The 14,978-nt window shown below is 41.5% G+C and carries 17 protein-coding genes; 7 read left to right on the forward strand and 10 right to left on the reverse strand.

Annotated elements, in window-relative coordinates:
- Positions 1–117 precede the first annotated feature (117 nt).
- On the forward strand, positions 118–654 hold the full coding sequence (locus M2369_RS14900) for a serine O-acetyltransferase (protein WP_259254775.1): 537 nt from the start codon (positions 118–120) through the stop codon (positions 652–654).
- 149 nt (positions 655–803) lie between these two features.
- Here the strand turns inward: M2369_RS14900 and M2369_RS14905 are convergent, their stop codons facing one another.
- The 3 genes from M2369_RS14905 to M2369_RS14915 form a co-directional block, all read right to left on the reverse strand.
- Positions 804–1,097 (reverse strand): hypothetical protein, encoded by a 294-nt coding sequence (locus M2369_RS14905; RefSeq protein WP_259254776.1) that lies wholly within the window; start codon positions 1,095–1,097, stop codon positions 804–806.
- A 63-nt stretch (positions 1,098–1,160) separates the two neighbouring features.
- On the reverse strand, positions 1,161–1,721 hold the full coding sequence (locus tag M2369_RS14910) for a GNAT family N-acetyltransferase (protein ID WP_035392472.1): 561 nt from the start codon (positions 1,719–1,721) through the stop codon (positions 1,161–1,163).
- A gap of 14 nt (positions 1,722–1,735) precedes the next feature.
- Entirely contained in the window at positions 1,736–2,602 is an 867-nt protein-coding gene (locus tag M2369_RS14915; protein ID WP_259254777.1) for an AraC family transcriptional regulator, read from the reverse strand.
- Between the two features lie 113 nt (positions 2,603–2,715).
- Between M2369_RS14915 and M2369_RS14920 the strand changes: the two genes are divergently transcribed.
- Positions 2,716–4,092: an MATE family efflux transporter gene (locus M2369_RS14920; RefSeq protein WP_259254778.1), complete on the forward strand. Its 1,377-nt coding sequence runs from the start codon at positions 2,716–2,718 to the stop codon at positions 4,090–4,092.
- 85 nt (positions 4,093–4,177) lie between these two features.
- On the opposite strand, the gene M2369_RS14925 is transcribed toward M2369_RS14920, so the two are convergent.
- The 4 genes from M2369_RS14925 to asnB form a co-directional block, all read right to left on the reverse strand.
- Positions 4,178–5,017, reverse strand: coding sequence for a phytoene/squalene synthase family protein (locus tag M2369_RS14925; protein WP_096881219.1), 840 nt, complete (start codon positions 5,015–5,017; stop codon positions 4,178–4,180).
- Positions 5,010–6,485: a phytoene desaturase family protein gene (locus tag M2369_RS14930; RefSeq protein WP_061418640.1), complete on the reverse strand. Its 1,476-nt coding sequence runs from the start codon at positions 6,483–6,485 to the stop codon at positions 5,010–5,012. The genes M2369_RS14925 and M2369_RS14930 overlap by 8 nt, the downstream gene beginning before the upstream one ends.
- Positions 6,482–7,999, reverse strand: a complete 1,518-nt coding sequence (locus M2369_RS14935; RefSeq protein WP_061418637.1) for a phytoene desaturase family protein — start codon at positions 7,997–7,999, stop codon at positions 6,482–6,484. The genes M2369_RS14930 and M2369_RS14935 overlap by 4 nt, the downstream gene beginning before the upstream one ends.
- A 147-nt stretch (positions 8,000–8,146) precedes the next feature.
- The gene (asnB, locus tag M2369_RS14940; protein ID WP_024720029.1) at positions 8,147–9,988 is read right to left on the reverse strand and encodes an asparagine synthase (glutamine-hydrolyzing); all 1,842 of its coding nucleotides are present in this window, start codon (positions 9,986–9,988) and stop codon (positions 8,147–8,149) included.
- A gap of 155 nt (positions 9,989–10,143) precedes the next feature.
- On the opposite strand from asnB, the gene M2369_RS14945 reads away from it, so the two are divergent.
- On the forward strand, positions 10,144–10,671 hold the full coding sequence (locus tag M2369_RS14945; protein WP_061418634.1) for a DUF2777 family protein: 528 nt from the start codon (positions 10,144–10,146) through the stop codon (positions 10,669–10,671).
- A gap of 38 nt (positions 10,672–10,709) precedes the next feature.
- On the opposite strand, the gene M2369_RS14950 is transcribed toward M2369_RS14945, so the two are convergent.
- From M2369_RS14950 to M2369_RS19455, 3 genes are all read right to left on the reverse strand, one after another.
- Positions 10,710–11,078, reverse strand: a complete 369-nt coding sequence (locus M2369_RS14950) for a YisL family protein (RefSeq protein ID WP_007499115.1) — start codon at positions 11,076–11,078, stop codon at positions 10,710–10,712.
- Positions 11,079–11,169: 91 nt separating this feature from the next.
- The gene (locus M2369_RS14955; protein WP_061418631.1) at positions 11,170–12,075 is read right to left on the reverse strand and encodes a fumarylacetoacetate hydrolase family protein; all 906 of its coding nucleotides are present in this window, start codon (positions 12,073–12,075) and stop codon (positions 11,170–11,172) included.
- Positions 12,076–12,202: 127 nt separating this feature from the next.
- Positions 12,203–12,781, reverse strand: a complete 579-nt coding sequence (locus tag M2369_RS19455) for a CotG/ExsB N-terminal domain-containing protein (protein WP_396126116.1) — start codon at positions 12,779–12,781, stop codon at positions 12,203–12,205.
- Positions 12,782–12,984: 203 nt separating this feature from the next.
- On the opposite strand from M2369_RS19455, the gene M2369_RS14960 reads away from it, so the two are divergent.
- From M2369_RS14960 to M2369_RS14975, 4 genes are all read left to right on the forward strand, one after another.
- Positions 12,985–14,079, forward strand: coding sequence for a CotH kinase family protein (locus M2369_RS14960; RefSeq protein ID WP_061418628.1), 1,095 nt, complete (start codon positions 12,985–12,987; stop codon positions 14,077–14,079).
- Between the two features lie 122 nt (positions 14,080–14,201).
- Positions 14,202–14,363, forward strand: coding sequence for an aspartyl-phosphate phosphatase Spo0E family protein (locus tag M2369_RS14965; RefSeq protein WP_008348605.1), 162 nt, complete (start codon positions 14,202–14,204; stop codon positions 14,361–14,363).
- A gap of 127 nt (positions 14,364–14,490) precedes the next feature.
- Positions 14,491–14,712, forward strand: a complete 222-nt coding sequence (locus tag M2369_RS14970) for a spore germination protein (RefSeq protein ID WP_003211745.1) — start codon at positions 14,491–14,493, stop codon at positions 14,710–14,712.
- A gap of 14 nt (positions 14,713–14,726) precedes the next feature.
- A complete protein-coding gene (locus tag M2369_RS14975; RefSeq protein WP_035392485.1) occupies positions 14,727–14,960 on the forward strand; it encodes a spore germination protein GerPB in 234 nt (77 codons plus the stop codon).
- Positions 14,961–14,978 lie beyond the last annotated feature (18 nt).

Here is a 14,978-nt window from a genome sequence, read left to right on the forward strand (position 1 = left end):
CGGGACGGCCGAATGAAATGAATGCAGTAAAACAAAAAATGAACGTTATTTTACCTTGATATAAATGGTTATGATGGTATAATTTCTCTGAAACGAAAGGGAATCGAGGGAGATCTGATGATTTTAACGAAGCATGACCTTCACCACTACTTGGCACAAGATCAGAAAGCACTTGCCATCAATCGAAAAAGACCAAAGTGGCTTGGGGATGATATTTGGAAATATCAAAGATATTTACGAAAATATGAGTACTATACGAATAGCGGTGCTACGTTACGCAAATGGTTTTATCGTTACTTACATAAAAAGAAAGGCATGCAGCTTGGCTTTGATATCCCAATTGGTGTATTTGGACCTAGGCTCAGAATCAACCATACTGGGCTGTTGATTGTGAACAAGCATGCCAAAATCGGCGCGTTTTGTGATATTCATCAAGGCGTAAATATCGGTCAAAACCATCATGAAAAAGATGTGCCCGTCATTGGAGATCATGTATGGATCGGCCCTGGCGCTAAACTGTTTGGAAACATTTATATTGCGAATCATATTTCCATCGGAGCAAATGCAGTAGTGAATCGCTCCTTTCATGAAGAGCGGATTGTCATTGCAGGTGTCCCAGCTCAAAAAATAAAAGAAAAAAGCCCTTCTTTATGAAGGACTTACTTGACCAAAGCAGTGAGCCACATGAGATAAAATAAGATGGATAAACATGAGGATCATCCTGCCCGAGCCCATCACCATTTATCCTATGATGCTTTGGCGCAATCAAACCATCAATCGGTAGCAACTTGAAGTGAAACAAATCACCACAGCCTTACTCTATAATTTGCGTTGGAGTACCCGAAGACCAGCATGAGAAAGTACAAGACAAAGACGAGGATGGCAATCGCATAGATGAGAATGGACACAATCAGTACTGTCCAGCCCAACCCTTTTCTTCCTGTTTGAATGAGATATATTCCAAGTGTGAAGAGCCCGAGTAAAAGACCTAAGATGGCCCATAACCATTTATTTTTCCCGTGTTTTGGTGCATCAACGAATAGGTAGATTGCGACTAAGATGGATACAAACCAACCTGTAATCCATTTCACATTCATCCGCCACCCTTCTTTTTCAATTTATTTAATCTTACTATACTTTTTTCCTAATCTTAAAAACAACTATTCAAATGAATGATTCGGAAGGCTTTGCCATTCTTCTCTCAGCATCCCATACCGCATCGAATCATAATACTCCCCTTGATAGTAACGAACCTTACGCAGTCTTCCCTCAAGGATAAACCCGCATTTCTCTGCGCAACGCATCATGCGTTCATTTCCAGACCAGGTGGTCAGACCGATGCGTGGGATATCAATGTGTGAAAAGAGTTCATCGATCCATAGACGCAATGCCTTTGTTCCAACGCCCCCATTCCAAAAACGTGAGTCATAAATAAGAATCCCACACTCCAGCCAGCGTGTGCGTTCATTCTCCCAATAATAAGAAACTGTGCCCTTTAATTCACCTCCGACATCAATGCCAAATAGTTTTGGCAGGACAGAATCATCCTGTAAATAGCGTTTTTTAAATGCAGCAAGCGATATGTCATGTTCAATAAAATACGGTGCATTCCACTTTCGATAAGCCTGGTCTGGTGCTTTAAACCTTAAATGCCATACCACTTCTAAATCGGTTTCGTCTAATGGACGTATGCTCACAATCTCTTCTTTTTTTCCTTTCATCTGTTCACGTTCCTTTACTTTGTCGTTCTTTTAGCAAGATGACGATACTCGATAGGCGTCATGCCTTCATTTTGCCGAAACAGCTTTGAAAAATAAGTAGGGTCATCAATGCCTACATGTTCTGCAATGAGAGCTATTTTTTCATTCGTTGAAGCAAGCAGGCTTTTGGCTTTTTCAATTTTGAGTCGATTGATGTACTGACTCGGCGTCAGTCCGTACACGGTCTGCATGCACCTTGTCATGTAATCAGGATGATAATGAAGAATCTTTGCCAGCTTCTCCATCTGTAATTTTTGTGTAAAATGACGTTCAAGATAGTGAACCACTTCTGAAGCGACAGTCTCCTTTGCACTTGGAATATGAAATGCTTCTTTTTGTAAATGAATGAGCATTTCCTCAAATTGAAGCTGCTTTTTGAGCTGAAGTTCAGACGCATCATCATTTAAAGCGCGCATCGCTGAAAGATGCTTCTGTAGCACGCTTCCCCCTTTCACTTTTCCTTTTCGGGGCAGACGAAATTCATAGCTTGCTGCTTTTTCAAAAGTGGCTTGATTTTGCTTCATGTCAAACCAGTGTTCTCTCGGCCGATCTGTAAACTCAAATGAATCAATTGAAAAATGCAGCCACTCATAAAGTGTTTCTTCTTTGCATGGCAGGTGTCCACCATGGACAAGTCCCGGTGATAAGATGATATATTCTCCCTCTTTTACGTGATGAGGCACCTCGTCTTCTGTGATCCACAGTTCACCTTTCGTGACATAAAGAAGATCAAATACGGTGAAAATTCTGGAGATATGTCGTTCTCCTCGATGGAATACACCTTTGCCTGAAGCAATATAGACTGGAAATGGCGGTACAGTAAATGTAATAAACGGACCCATATTCATCCCCTTATGAAGTCGGATTTCTCCAATAAGTTTCGGTTTCATCTCTTCTTATTATAGTCGATGCAAGGTACACTATAAATCGGATTTATACGAAAGAAGGTGATGTGATGAAACCACAAGCACTGACAATACAAAAGGTTCAAGCCAAAAGTGAAAAATCCCACCCTTCATTATTTGCATTAACTTGGCCTATTTTTATCGAAATCTCTTTATATATGCTGATGGGGAGCGCAGATACACTGATGCTCAGCCAGTATTCTGACAATAGTGTTGCCGCAGTAGGGGTAAGCAATCAGCTATTAAATCTATTGATTGTGATGTTCAGCTTCATTACGACTGGGACGACGATTGTCATTGCGCAGCTTTTAGGAGCGAGCCGCAAGCAGGAAGCGACCCAAGTTGCCTATGTATCACTAGGCACCAACTTCCTCATTAGCTTTGTGATCAGTCTTCTTATGTTTGTGTTAGCTGTGCCCATCCTGCATATGATGGGATTATCAAGCGAGCTCATGCCAGATGCAACCGTCTTTTTACAGATTGTCGGCCTGCTTTCTTTTATTCAGGCGCTCATTATGACCTATAGTGCTATTTTAAAAAGCTATGGATTCACGAGAGATACGATGTATGTCACCATCGGTATGAACCTGTTAAATGTTGCTGGTAATTATTTGGTCATCTTCGGACCATTTGGCTTCCCTGTATTAGGTGTCATGGGTGTTGCTCTTTCCACATCATTTGCACGGTTGATCGGTCTTACAGCCATGATCCTCATTGTTCGACACCGCATTGGATTGCAGTTTTCATTCAAGCGAATATTTTACATCCAGCGAACGCATTTAAAAAAACTGCTAAAAATCGGCATTCCTTCTGCTGGAGAACAACTTTCTTATAATGGCTCTCAAATGATTATTACACTGTTTATCACATTTATGGGCACGCAAGCACTGGCAGCAAAAGTCTATACCCAGAATTTGATGATGTTCATTATGTTATTTGGTGCCGCCATTAGCCAAGGAACGCAAATCTTAATTGGGCGCCTGATTGGGGCGAAAGAATTTGATGCGGCCTATCGAAGATGCATGAAAAGCTTATACTGGGCCATTGCCATCTCGCTTCTTTCTTCTACTGCTTTATCTTTATCATCGACGCATTTACTTACTTTTTTCACTAGCAACAGTGAGATCATTCAAATAGCGAGTCTCCTCCTCATATTGACAATTATTTTAGAGCCTGGACGTTCTTTTAATATGGTCATCATCAACTCCTTGCGGGCAGCTGGTGACGCGAAGTTTCCAGTCTATATGGCGATGATTTCAATGTGGGGCATCGGCCTTCCGATCGCTTATTTATTAGGCATTCAACTTGAAATGGGCCTTATCGGGGTTTGGATTTCTTTTATCGTGGATGAATGGGTAAGAGGTATCTTCATGTATAGGCGGTGGCGTTCAAGGGTGTGGACGGAGTATCGGTTTACTTCCACATAAAAAGGACTGCGAGTGCAGTCCTTTCAGATTGTTGACAAAGGGCTAAAACGAACGAACTCTATTTTACCCCTTTGTCTTCTTTTCATTACGTAATATCTTCTAAAATAAGTGCTTTTTCTTGTGTTGAAATATATGACCGCTTCGTAAAGACGCGGTATTCGTTTTCTCTAGTTTTATCTAAAATAGCCTTATAAAAGTGAGCAGCTGCTTTCACTGGTATCCTTGAATAAAGTGGGAATTCATGGAGATGGTCAAAAAATTCCTCATAGTACGCCTCTGCCTCAAAAGCAATATATTCCCATACATGCTGGAAGGCTTGATTGACGATCCCTTCTTGTAATTCTTGCTCTGTATACCCAAATTGATCCATGACTTGTTTTGGCAAATAAATGCGGTTCCTTTCCGCCTTATCCTCACCAATGTCTCGAAGAATATTGGTCAACTGCATGCCAATCCCAAGGGAAATCGCTGCTTCTTTTAGCTGTTCTTTTTTACGCGGTGCAATGATCGGAAGCAGCATTAATCCAACTGTACTTGCGACATGATAGGAATAGATGAGCAGTTCATCTAACGTTTCATACCGGTGCTGCTCTAAATCCATCTCCTGTCCTCGCAGCAGGTCACGGAATGGGGATTCATCCATACGAAACTGTTGAAAAGTATACTCCAGCGCCACCCACATTGGATCATTACGATCTACTTCTCCTTGCAAGAAACGATCAAATGCCTCCTGAAAAGACGCCAGTTCTTCCTTTGGTGAAGGAGACTCATCTACAATGTCATCCGCTCTCCTACAAAAAGAATATACGGCCCAAACAGCCTGTCTTTTCTTTTTAGGCAGCATGGAAAAGGCACGATAAAACGTTTTTGAATGGGTTTGAATGGTCTCTTCACATATTTTCAATGCTGTTTGCACATCAACCACTTAGCTTCACTTCCTTTCTGTTGTTCAGCTCTTTAAGCAGTACAGAAGCCATGAGCTTTGCACTTTGCATCACGATCGGTACCCCGCCGCCGGGATGGATGGAAGCACCTACCGCATATAGATTGTCTACATCTGCAACCTTTACTTGCGGGCGAAACACACCTGATTGAAACAAATTAGGAGCGAGTCCAAAGCTGCCGCCTTCAAACAACCCTTCTCGCATTGAATCATTCGGTGTTCTCACCTTTTGCCAGACAACCGCCTCTCGCAGCTGTGGAAAGCCTCTTTTCTCAAGACGTTCCACCATTTTATCCACAAAGTCTGTCTCTTGTTCCCAGTTGATGTGATCTCCTGATGGAACAGGAATGAGCATATATAGGACACTGCTGCCTTCTGGGGCAAGGGATGGATCGATGGTCGATGGATTAAACGTATAAAATGATGGATCTTGAGGTATCGTTTTCGTTTGGAACACCTCTCTCATATGCTGATCAAAGTGTTCTCCCATGAAAAATTGATGAACAGGTGCTTCATCGTATACTTTGTTTAACCCTAGATACACCATCACGCAGCCGGAGGATGGAACGTATTTACGCCGGTCTTGTTCACCCAAACCAAGCTGTTTTAACGCCGCTGGATAATCTCCGTTCATCACAAATGCATCAGCTGCTATGTGCTCATCATTTATTGTTGCCTTGACCACACGTTTCCCCTCAAACTCAAATTGTGCGACTTCTTCACTTTTTCTTATGTGTACACCCGTCTTTAAGAGCTGTCTCTCCAATATATCTACTAAACTCGCATATCCGCCTTTTAAATAGTAAATTCCGTGTGCGTGCTCACTATATGAAACAAGCGAATAAATGGCAGATGCTTCATACGGATTTCCTCCGACATAGAGGGTTTGAAGTGCATATGCATCTCGGAGGCGCTCATCTGAAAAATATTTTTTGAGAGAACTTTGAACGGTTCGATATGCTTTTAATTTCATTAAAATCTTCATGTTCGCTTTTGTAAAAAAGGTTCGTTTTTCATGAAATGATTTTTCTAGAAAAGCTTCCTGCCCTTCTTGAAACCGATCCGTCATTTCTTGCATAAATGTTAAATATCCCTGTTCTTCCTTTGGAAATACACGTTTGATTTCTTCTAGTTGTCGCAGTGTATCAGAGTATTTCGTATAGGAGGTTCCATCTTGATAGTGGATCGTATACAGCGGATCGAGCTGCAAGAGATCAAGAGATGTTTCATCAATGCCTACGTCATGTAAAATGCCTTTTAACATATCAGGAAGTAGGACAATGGTCGGACCTTCATCTACTTTATATCCTTTCTCACGTACAAAAGCAAGTCTCCCGCCGAGCCGTTCATTTTTTTCAACAAGGGTGACATCATGTCCAGCTTTTTTTAAATAGAGGGCTGAGATCATTCCGCCAATACCGCCGCCAGCAATCAATATATGTTTTTTCATGAGGCGCTCCCCTTTTCTTGATGTGGCACTCTTTTGTGCGTATGTTTCTCTTTTGACAGAATCGCATTTGTCGTAATACGCGCTGATTCTAAAATGGTTGGCAATCCGCTGCCCGGGTGGGTTCCTCCACCGACGAGCCAGCAGTGTTTCAACTCATCAAATTCATTATGCGGCCTGAGTACCATCATCTGCGTCAACTGGTGACCCAGATTAAATGTAGCTCCTTCATATACGTACAGCTCTTCTTCCCAGTGCTTCGGCGTGATCATCCGCTCGACTTCGATATGTTGCCTGATATTCTTAAAGGCTGTTTTCCGCTCCAGCGTATCCAGCACAAGCTCTCTAAATTCTTCTTGATGCGCTTCCCAGTCAATACCGCTTTGATTATTGGCAACGGGTGCTAACACATAAAGAGCGGACTTGCCTTTTGGCGCAAGCGAATCATCTGTCACACTTGCATTTTGAATATAAATGGACGGATCATCCGGCAGCTCAAAGGTTTTCGTAATCTCTTTGACGAACTTCGCATAGTCATCGGAAAAAACGATGGTATGGTGTGGCTCATCATATATCGTATCTAAACCTAGGTACAGCATAAAGGTGGAACATGAGAATTTTTTCTTTTTCAGTTTCTTCTCGCTATATTTCTTTAAAAGACCCGGCTCTACAAGCTTTGTCATCACGTGTGCAAAATCACCATTTACGACGACCTCATCTGCTTGTATTTCTTCACCAGTTTCTAAGCGAATGCCCTTCACTTTCCTGCCTTCCGTCAGTAACTTGTCAACTCCAGTTGATAGATGAAGGGTAGCGCCAGATTCAACAGCTGCCTTTGCCATCGCTTCTGACAGCTGATTCACTCCGCCTTTCGGATGATAAACGCCTGTGTCATGCTCCATAAAGGAAAGAATTGAGAACGCTCCTGGGCATTCCCAAGGTGACATCCCTAAATATTTTGATTGGAATGTAAAGGCATATTTCACTGATTCATTTGAGAAATAATCCGACAGCACATCATATAAGCTTTTATTTAATGAGAGCTGAGGAAGTGCTTTGATGACTTTTGGACGCAAATAATGATGGAAACGATCCATTTTACTTTGTAGAATCGGCGTTAGGCGGTCCATTTTTCGTTTTGTATCATTCATAAAACGTACATACCCCTCGCCCTCACCAGGTGCAAAGGCTTCTAGTCGTTTGTACATTTCGTCTCGATCTCGAACCATATCAAGCTTCTCATCTTGAAAGATTAATCTATACATTTCTTTTAATTCAATCACATCTATATAATCATAGAGATTTTTACCAGCAAAGGTGAACAGTTCCTCTGCAATATGAATCATACTGAGAAAAGTAGGACCTGTATCAAACGTGAAATCACCAAGTTGAAACTTAGAGTTACGTCCGCCAACAAAGGACTGTTTTTCATATATATGAACATCATGTCCTTTGCTTTGCAACATCATAGCTGCTGCAAGTCCCCCTGGTCCTGCTCCGATCACAATGATTTTCATTATCCTTTTTCCTCCAAATTAATTCACTTTAAGTTAATTATACAAATTGAAGCGGTTAGATCAACTTTTGATGTGCTCTAAAAGTCTCATGTTATGTATCAAAAAAGCCGACTTCCTTTCAACAAGTGCAAGAAAGCCGACCCTTTGTTATGCTTCTATATCAATTCGATATGTTTCAAACCAATGATGAATCTGTGCCAAATGGGCAATGAGCTGTGGGCCTTTCATTAACTGACCATACCAAGGAACCTGGAAAGAAGCCCCTTCTGTTTCAATCAACTGTTTTAATTGATGTGGATCTAAAAATTCATGAAGCACAGAATCCTTTTGCGCGAGACAATCTGTTAACATCTCTTTTACCGCCTGAGTATAAGCAGGATGATGTGTTTTCGGATAAGGGCTCTTCTTGCGATAAAGCACTTCATTCGGTAAAATTCCCTCTAATGCTTTTCTCAAAACCCCTTTTTCCCGATTTCCATACATTTTCATTTCCCAAGGAATATTCCATACATACTCAACAAGACGATGATCTGCGAATGGTACACGTACCTCAAGGCTCGCCCCCATGCTCATACGATCTTTTCGATCCAGCAGTGTTGTCATAAACCAAATCATATTTAAGTAAAAAAGTTCTCTTCGGGCTTTATCTACTCCAGTTTCCCCATCTAAAAGAGGGGTTTCTGCCACGGTTTCTTCATATTTGCTTTGCGCATATTCCTTCAGTGATAATTTCTTTTGCCATGAGTCTTGAAGAAGCTGAATGCGTGCTTCCGTTGATCTCATCCACGGAAATCCATTGGTTTCGCTTGCCATGTGAAACCATGGGTAACCTCCAAAAATTTCATCTGCACATTCACCTGATAAACCAACAACAAAATCCTTTTTAATTTCTCGGCAGAACCATAGTAAGGAAGAATCAATATCTGCCATCCCCGGCAAATCTCGCACTTCAACCGCTTCTTTCAAATAAGAAGCCAGCTCTTTTTGCCCGATGATACAGCTGTGATGATTCGTTTGAAACGCTTTGGTCATTCGATCAATCCACGGACCGTCAGCATTCGGCTGAAATTGACTTGCTTCAAAGAATTGATCATTTCCGTCGTAATCAACGGAATACGTATGCAGCGGGGCTTTCCCTATTTTCTCAAAGTGCTTGGCGGCAATGGCCGTAATGGCACTAGAATCCACTCCGCCCGATAAAAACGTACATACAGGCACATCTGAGACGAGTTGTCTTGTAACAGCATCCGTAAAGAGTTCCTTCACGTGCTGAGCGGTGTCATCAAGCGAATCTGTATGCTGCTTGCTTTTGACATTCCAGTACCTCCACACACGTAAACCATCTTTTGAGAAGGTTAAGGCATGAGCAGGTCTCAGCTCTTTCACCCCTTTAAATACGCCTTGCCCTGGTGTTCTAGACGGCCCTAAACCAAAGATTTCTGATAACCCTTCATGATCCACTTTGGCTTTCATTTCAGGATGAGCTAGAAGTGCTTTGATTTCTGAGCCAAACAAAAAGGAATGATGACGTTCTGTATAGAAAAATGGCTTGACACCGAGCCGGTCTCTCGCTGCAAATAATAATTCACGCTCACTATCCCAAATGACAAATGCAAAAATTCCATTAAAATGGGTCACACACTCTTCCTTCCATTCTGTATAGGCGTGAAGAAGAACCTCTGTATCAGAATGCCCAAGAAAGCGGTGCCCCCTTTTGAATAATTCTTTTCGTATATCCTCCGTGTTATAGAGTTCTCCATTGTATACCACCGTATAATCATGGTGTTGATGGGTATATGTCATCGGCTGCTTTCCGCCTTCAACATCGACAACGGCTAACCGTTTATGGCCGAAAAGAACGTGCTCACTTTTCCACGTATTTGTATCATCCGGCCCTCGTTTAGATAATGTATCTGTCATTTGATTGATTACATGATCCTGTTGGATGAGCTGCTTTTTAAAGTCTGCCCAGCCTGTTATTCCACACATCATCATCAGCTCCCATCCGTTTTTCATCAAGTGTTCTCATTTAGCCTTTCTTAGTTTATGCATCGGCTCCTTGATAGTTGATTTGTCCTTTTTTCCCCTGTGTATAGGACAAGCTTCATTTGGTAAGAAAAGAAAGAGGAAAGGAGGTTTTGCGAATGGAGAACCGAATGACATATCTTCAGCAAAACCACCCAAAATGGTGTAACGGGTACTTACTGATGGAAAACGGTCATTGTCTGATTGAAGACGAAGAAGGAGACATCATGCTGCCTGAAAGCCTTCAAAGTTCTATGATCTGTTTGAAAGAAAAGGATCGATGGACAAAAGGAGAATTGCTCGGGTCTGTCGTTCTTTGTGAGAATGGGAAGTTGATGGAGGTAAAAGGCGGTGAACGCATTCAATATCCAGCGTCTCTTTCTAAAGGGTGGCTTGATTTGCTCATGTTCGTACCGGAAAGCGTCTTTTATCAGATCATTGACTATGTAGAACAGCTTGGCTTTTCCGTCTATGATTGTGTCTTCTCTTCCTTCCACCCTTCTCATCGCGTGTCTTTTTTTCAGTTTTCAGGAGACATGCAATCACTTGCCCTTCAATGCCACCATCATTCGGGTACAAATCAAGTTCAATTGGAATGGACGACGTCTGACGGTCACCGGCTGATGTCTCAGTTTGATCTCACATAAAAAGGGCACTGCTTTTGATAAGCAATGCCCTTTTTATCTTAAAAGATATGGAAACCGATCGGCAGACGTAAGCCGAGAAGAATGGTCACAATAGCAACCACGATAAAACCAATGAATACACCCGTCACCGATTTTCCTTTTTTCTTGCGTACAAGGACCATTTCCATGAAACCAATCACAAGAATACCAAGTATCATTTTTCCAACATACTCGCCCCCGTAACCCGGGATTTTCATTCCTGTGCGAACATACAGCTCTACACCCGTTGCAATAATAATCAAGTAAAATAGGCGTACGATCATATGCACAATTTTAGCGCCTTTATCGTTTTTACCTGCTAATGCAAAGGCAACGAAAAATAAAATAATACCTAGCACCCACGCTGTAATATGTAAATGTGTTCCCATTTGTGATTTCCCCCTTTATCAGAACAATTACCTTCTCATCGTACCACGAAATAAGTCGAACACAAAGCGACAATCCTGTGTCAACACGCCTTTATTTGACGTGATTTGATAACGTCCCAATTGGTTCAATTGTTACTTCAACCTGATCGCCTGAGGCTAAAAATTTTGGCGGTTCAAAACCTTTGCCGACTCCAGAAGGTGTACCTGTTGCAATGATGTCTCCCGCTTCCAGCGTCATCCCTTTTGAAAGAGTTGACACAATGTCTTCAATTGGGAAGATCATTAATTCCGTACTGGCAGACTGACGAACCTCTCCGTTTACCTTTGTTTCCACATGGAGTGCTCCATGATTCTCAATCACTGACTTGTGAACGATATAAGGTCCCATTGGACAAGTTGTATCTAAGCTTTTTCCGATGAAAAATTGTTTGTGTTTTTTCTGCAAATCTCTTGCCGTTATATCATTTAAAATGGTGTAACCGAAAATGTAATCGTGGACCTCTTCAGGAGCAATATTCTTTCCTGTTTTGCCAATGACAATGGCAAGCTCCCCTTCGTAATCCAATTCACTTGTCACATCTTCATGGAGAAGAATGTCCGCTTCATGCCCTACAACAGAGGTAGGCGCCTTTGTAAAGATCATCACGTCTTTAGGAATATCTGCCGCACTTCCCATTTCCATGACGTGATCTTGATAGTTTTTCCCAACACACATGATGTTTTTCGTTGGTTTTGGAATCGGTGCATGGAGTGTCACGTCCGAAAGCGGATAGACATAAGAGCCGCGGTCTTCTTCTTTTTTCTCCGCCCAATCAAGAAGCTGTTTGACGTGTTCGACAAACTTGTCCCCCATGTTGATGCATTCAAATAAAGAGTTTGGCAATGTTTCTAGCTCAAATAGTTTTGCTTCTGCCTTTTTGACGTCCATCACCCATTCATCATCAATGACGACCCCGATAAACAATCTGTTATGTATCTCACCTGTAAAAAACTTCATGTCTTCCCCTCACAATCTTCATTTCACTACATTATGATGTCTCATTTTTATTTCTCTACGAAATAAAAAAAACCCTTTTTTATCATACTCTCTTTTAAAAAGGGTTTCAAAAATGAAGACCTGACATTTAGCGGTAGCGTCGATACTCCCACATATTCCCTTGATCCCATTTACGATCAACATTTCCTTGATGGCGGGAATGATGTTTTTTCTTTCCGCATCTTCGGCAAGAGTGACTCCGTTTGTGGTGATGAGAACGTTTAGATCGATAGCTGCGGTGTGATTTGCGGCAGCTTTTCTTATGATGTAATCTGTGTTTGCTGCGGCATGATTTTTTGGGTTTACTCTTTTTACTGCGGTATGACTTTTTGCTTTTATACGACTTTTTGCTTTTGCATGATTTCTTGCTTCTATACGACTTTTTGCTTTTGCATGGTTTCTCGCTCTTTACACTTTTCTTTGAGCAGCGACTTTTTTTAGAGCGATAGCTTTTTTTAGAACGATAGCTTTTATGGCTTTTTTTGCTGCGATGTGACTTACGGCAACCTCCTCCACCAAAGAACCAGTGACGGCGATTTGAATGACGAGAACGAGATGATTTGTGCGAATGTCCCGATTCTGGTTCACGATCTAAGTGTTGATCACGCCCCTCACTTCGAAGTGAATCAACTGCATGTTCAATATGCGAATGATCAAATGTGCTCACGAACAATTCCCCTCCCAAACTGTGCTCTGACAAAACAAACAGACAAAGCTGTTTATCTTCTCTGCTTTATGTTACGAGACTCGGTAGACAAGTGTTCTTGGCGAATGCCTCTTTCTTAGAAAACTCCATGAATACCTACCAGCAGGTACAGGACATTCCTTCATTTTCATATAGTGGAAGAGATATAGGAGGGTGATGAACGCATGGACACAGAACCTTTAAAACAACTGGATATCTGGATTCATCCAAAAGATCTCATGGAATTAAAAAAGGACATATGGAACGATGAACCCGTCGAGGCCATTCTGAAAACCGGCCAAACCAAGTCACATATTTATGCCTCATACCGAGGATCACACATCCGAAAGCTCAAGAAAAAATCCTATCAAATTGAATATCGAAAACCAAAGCAAAGACAGGGCGAATCCCTTTTTCACTTAAATGCAGAGTACAATGATCCTTCTTTCATTCGCAACAGGCTGTCTTTTTATTTCTTTGAACAAATGGGTGTGTTCAGCCCGACCGCTTCTCATGTGTTTCTTACTATTAATGGAAGAAAAGAAGGCATTTATTTAAAAATAGAATCTGTAGATGAGCTGTTCCTCCAAAAACGACAGCTGCATGGAGGCGGCATTTATTATGCTGTAGATGATGACGCCAATTTCTCTCTTTTAAGTTCATTTGATAAAAAGCCAAAAAAACATCTTCTTCTCGGTTATGAGAAAAAAACGGGAACTCCTGAACACGACAAGCAGCTGAGTGAATTTATTTACTTTTTGAACACCGCAAGGGACGACACGTTTGCAAATAAGATTGAGCAGTACCTTGATGTAACACAATATTTCCGCTGGCTCATTGGTGTCGTGTGTACCCAAAATTTTGATGGCTTTGTTCATAACTATGCGCTTTATGTGAATGATCAAGGAAGGTTTCAAGTAATGCCTTGGGATTATGATGCGACTTGGGGTCGTGATATTCACGGAGAAGAAATGGCGTTTGATTATATTCCAGTCAGCGGTTTCAATACATTAACCGCTAGATTACTAGACATCCCTGCATTTAAAAGAGACTATTATGCCCTTTTCCAGCACGTACTAGATACACATTTTTTAGAAAAACGGCTTCTCCCCATCATTGAGACATGGCATGCTTCGATTGAGCAGCGAATTGGAGATGATCCATATACGAAAAACCGACAAGACATGCTGCGTTCAGAGCGAGAATTAATCCGACAGTATATCAACAAAAGACGACGTTATTTACAAACTGAGATTAAAAAAGAGACATCGCGCCTGTAAAGACACTTTCGAATTTTGTCACTTTAGTTCTCATATTGACGAAAGAGCTTTTTTTATAGAAAAATAGGGTATACTAACCATATCCTTCTATTTGATAAAAAATGTGAGAGTTGGCGTCCGTTATGATCAATTATGAAATTGAACAAAAAAGATTACATTTGATTGAGACCGCAAAAAAATTCGGAATGAATGCCGAAGAAACCATCAGGTGCAGTCAAGAGCTTGACACACTCTTAAATAAAGGCATCAAAACCACCTCTAAAGAATGCTCGAATAAAGGGTAAACCATACACTTCATTCCTCTCATCAAAGTTCTTCAAAAAGACAATCACATATTAAAAGACCCATCATAAGCTATGGTGAAACGCCCAAAAACGAAGTGCCCTATTTTTCTAAAGGATGTGCACCGCTATGCCGGCTATTGTTGGAGCCTTTAAAGTAAATGCCGTCGGAACGAGCGGAGTCGTTCATGTAGGAGACTGCATCACCATTTCTCCAAATAGTCAGGTTAAAACGTTTGCCGGCGCAGGCAGTTTTAACACTGGTGATCAATTACGCATTAGCAACTATAAAAGTGTGACAAATACGTATGATAGTGATGTCATTGATCAACCGCTTGTTGGTAACTTGTAAGGAGTGAGAATCCATTGAACTTCTATATTAATCAAGCGATACAAATTAATTACTTACGTGTGGAGTCTGTGAGTAACTCATCCGTTCTGCAAATCGGCAGTGCTGGATCAATCAAGGCACTCTCCAATCTGTATAACACTGGAAGCTATGTAGAGTCAGCACCTGCCGCAGCAGGCACACAAGGAATTGAAGAGTCTCAAGGCGCAAGCACGGCACCTTTTGTACCGCTTCAGTCACCAACAACATAAGTTCATCTGCAATCCCCG

Source organism: Bacillus sp. JUb11, from assembly GCF_024807925.1.
GTDB lineage: Bacteria > Bacillota > Bacilli > Bacillales > Bacillaceae > Bacillus > Bacillus altitudinis.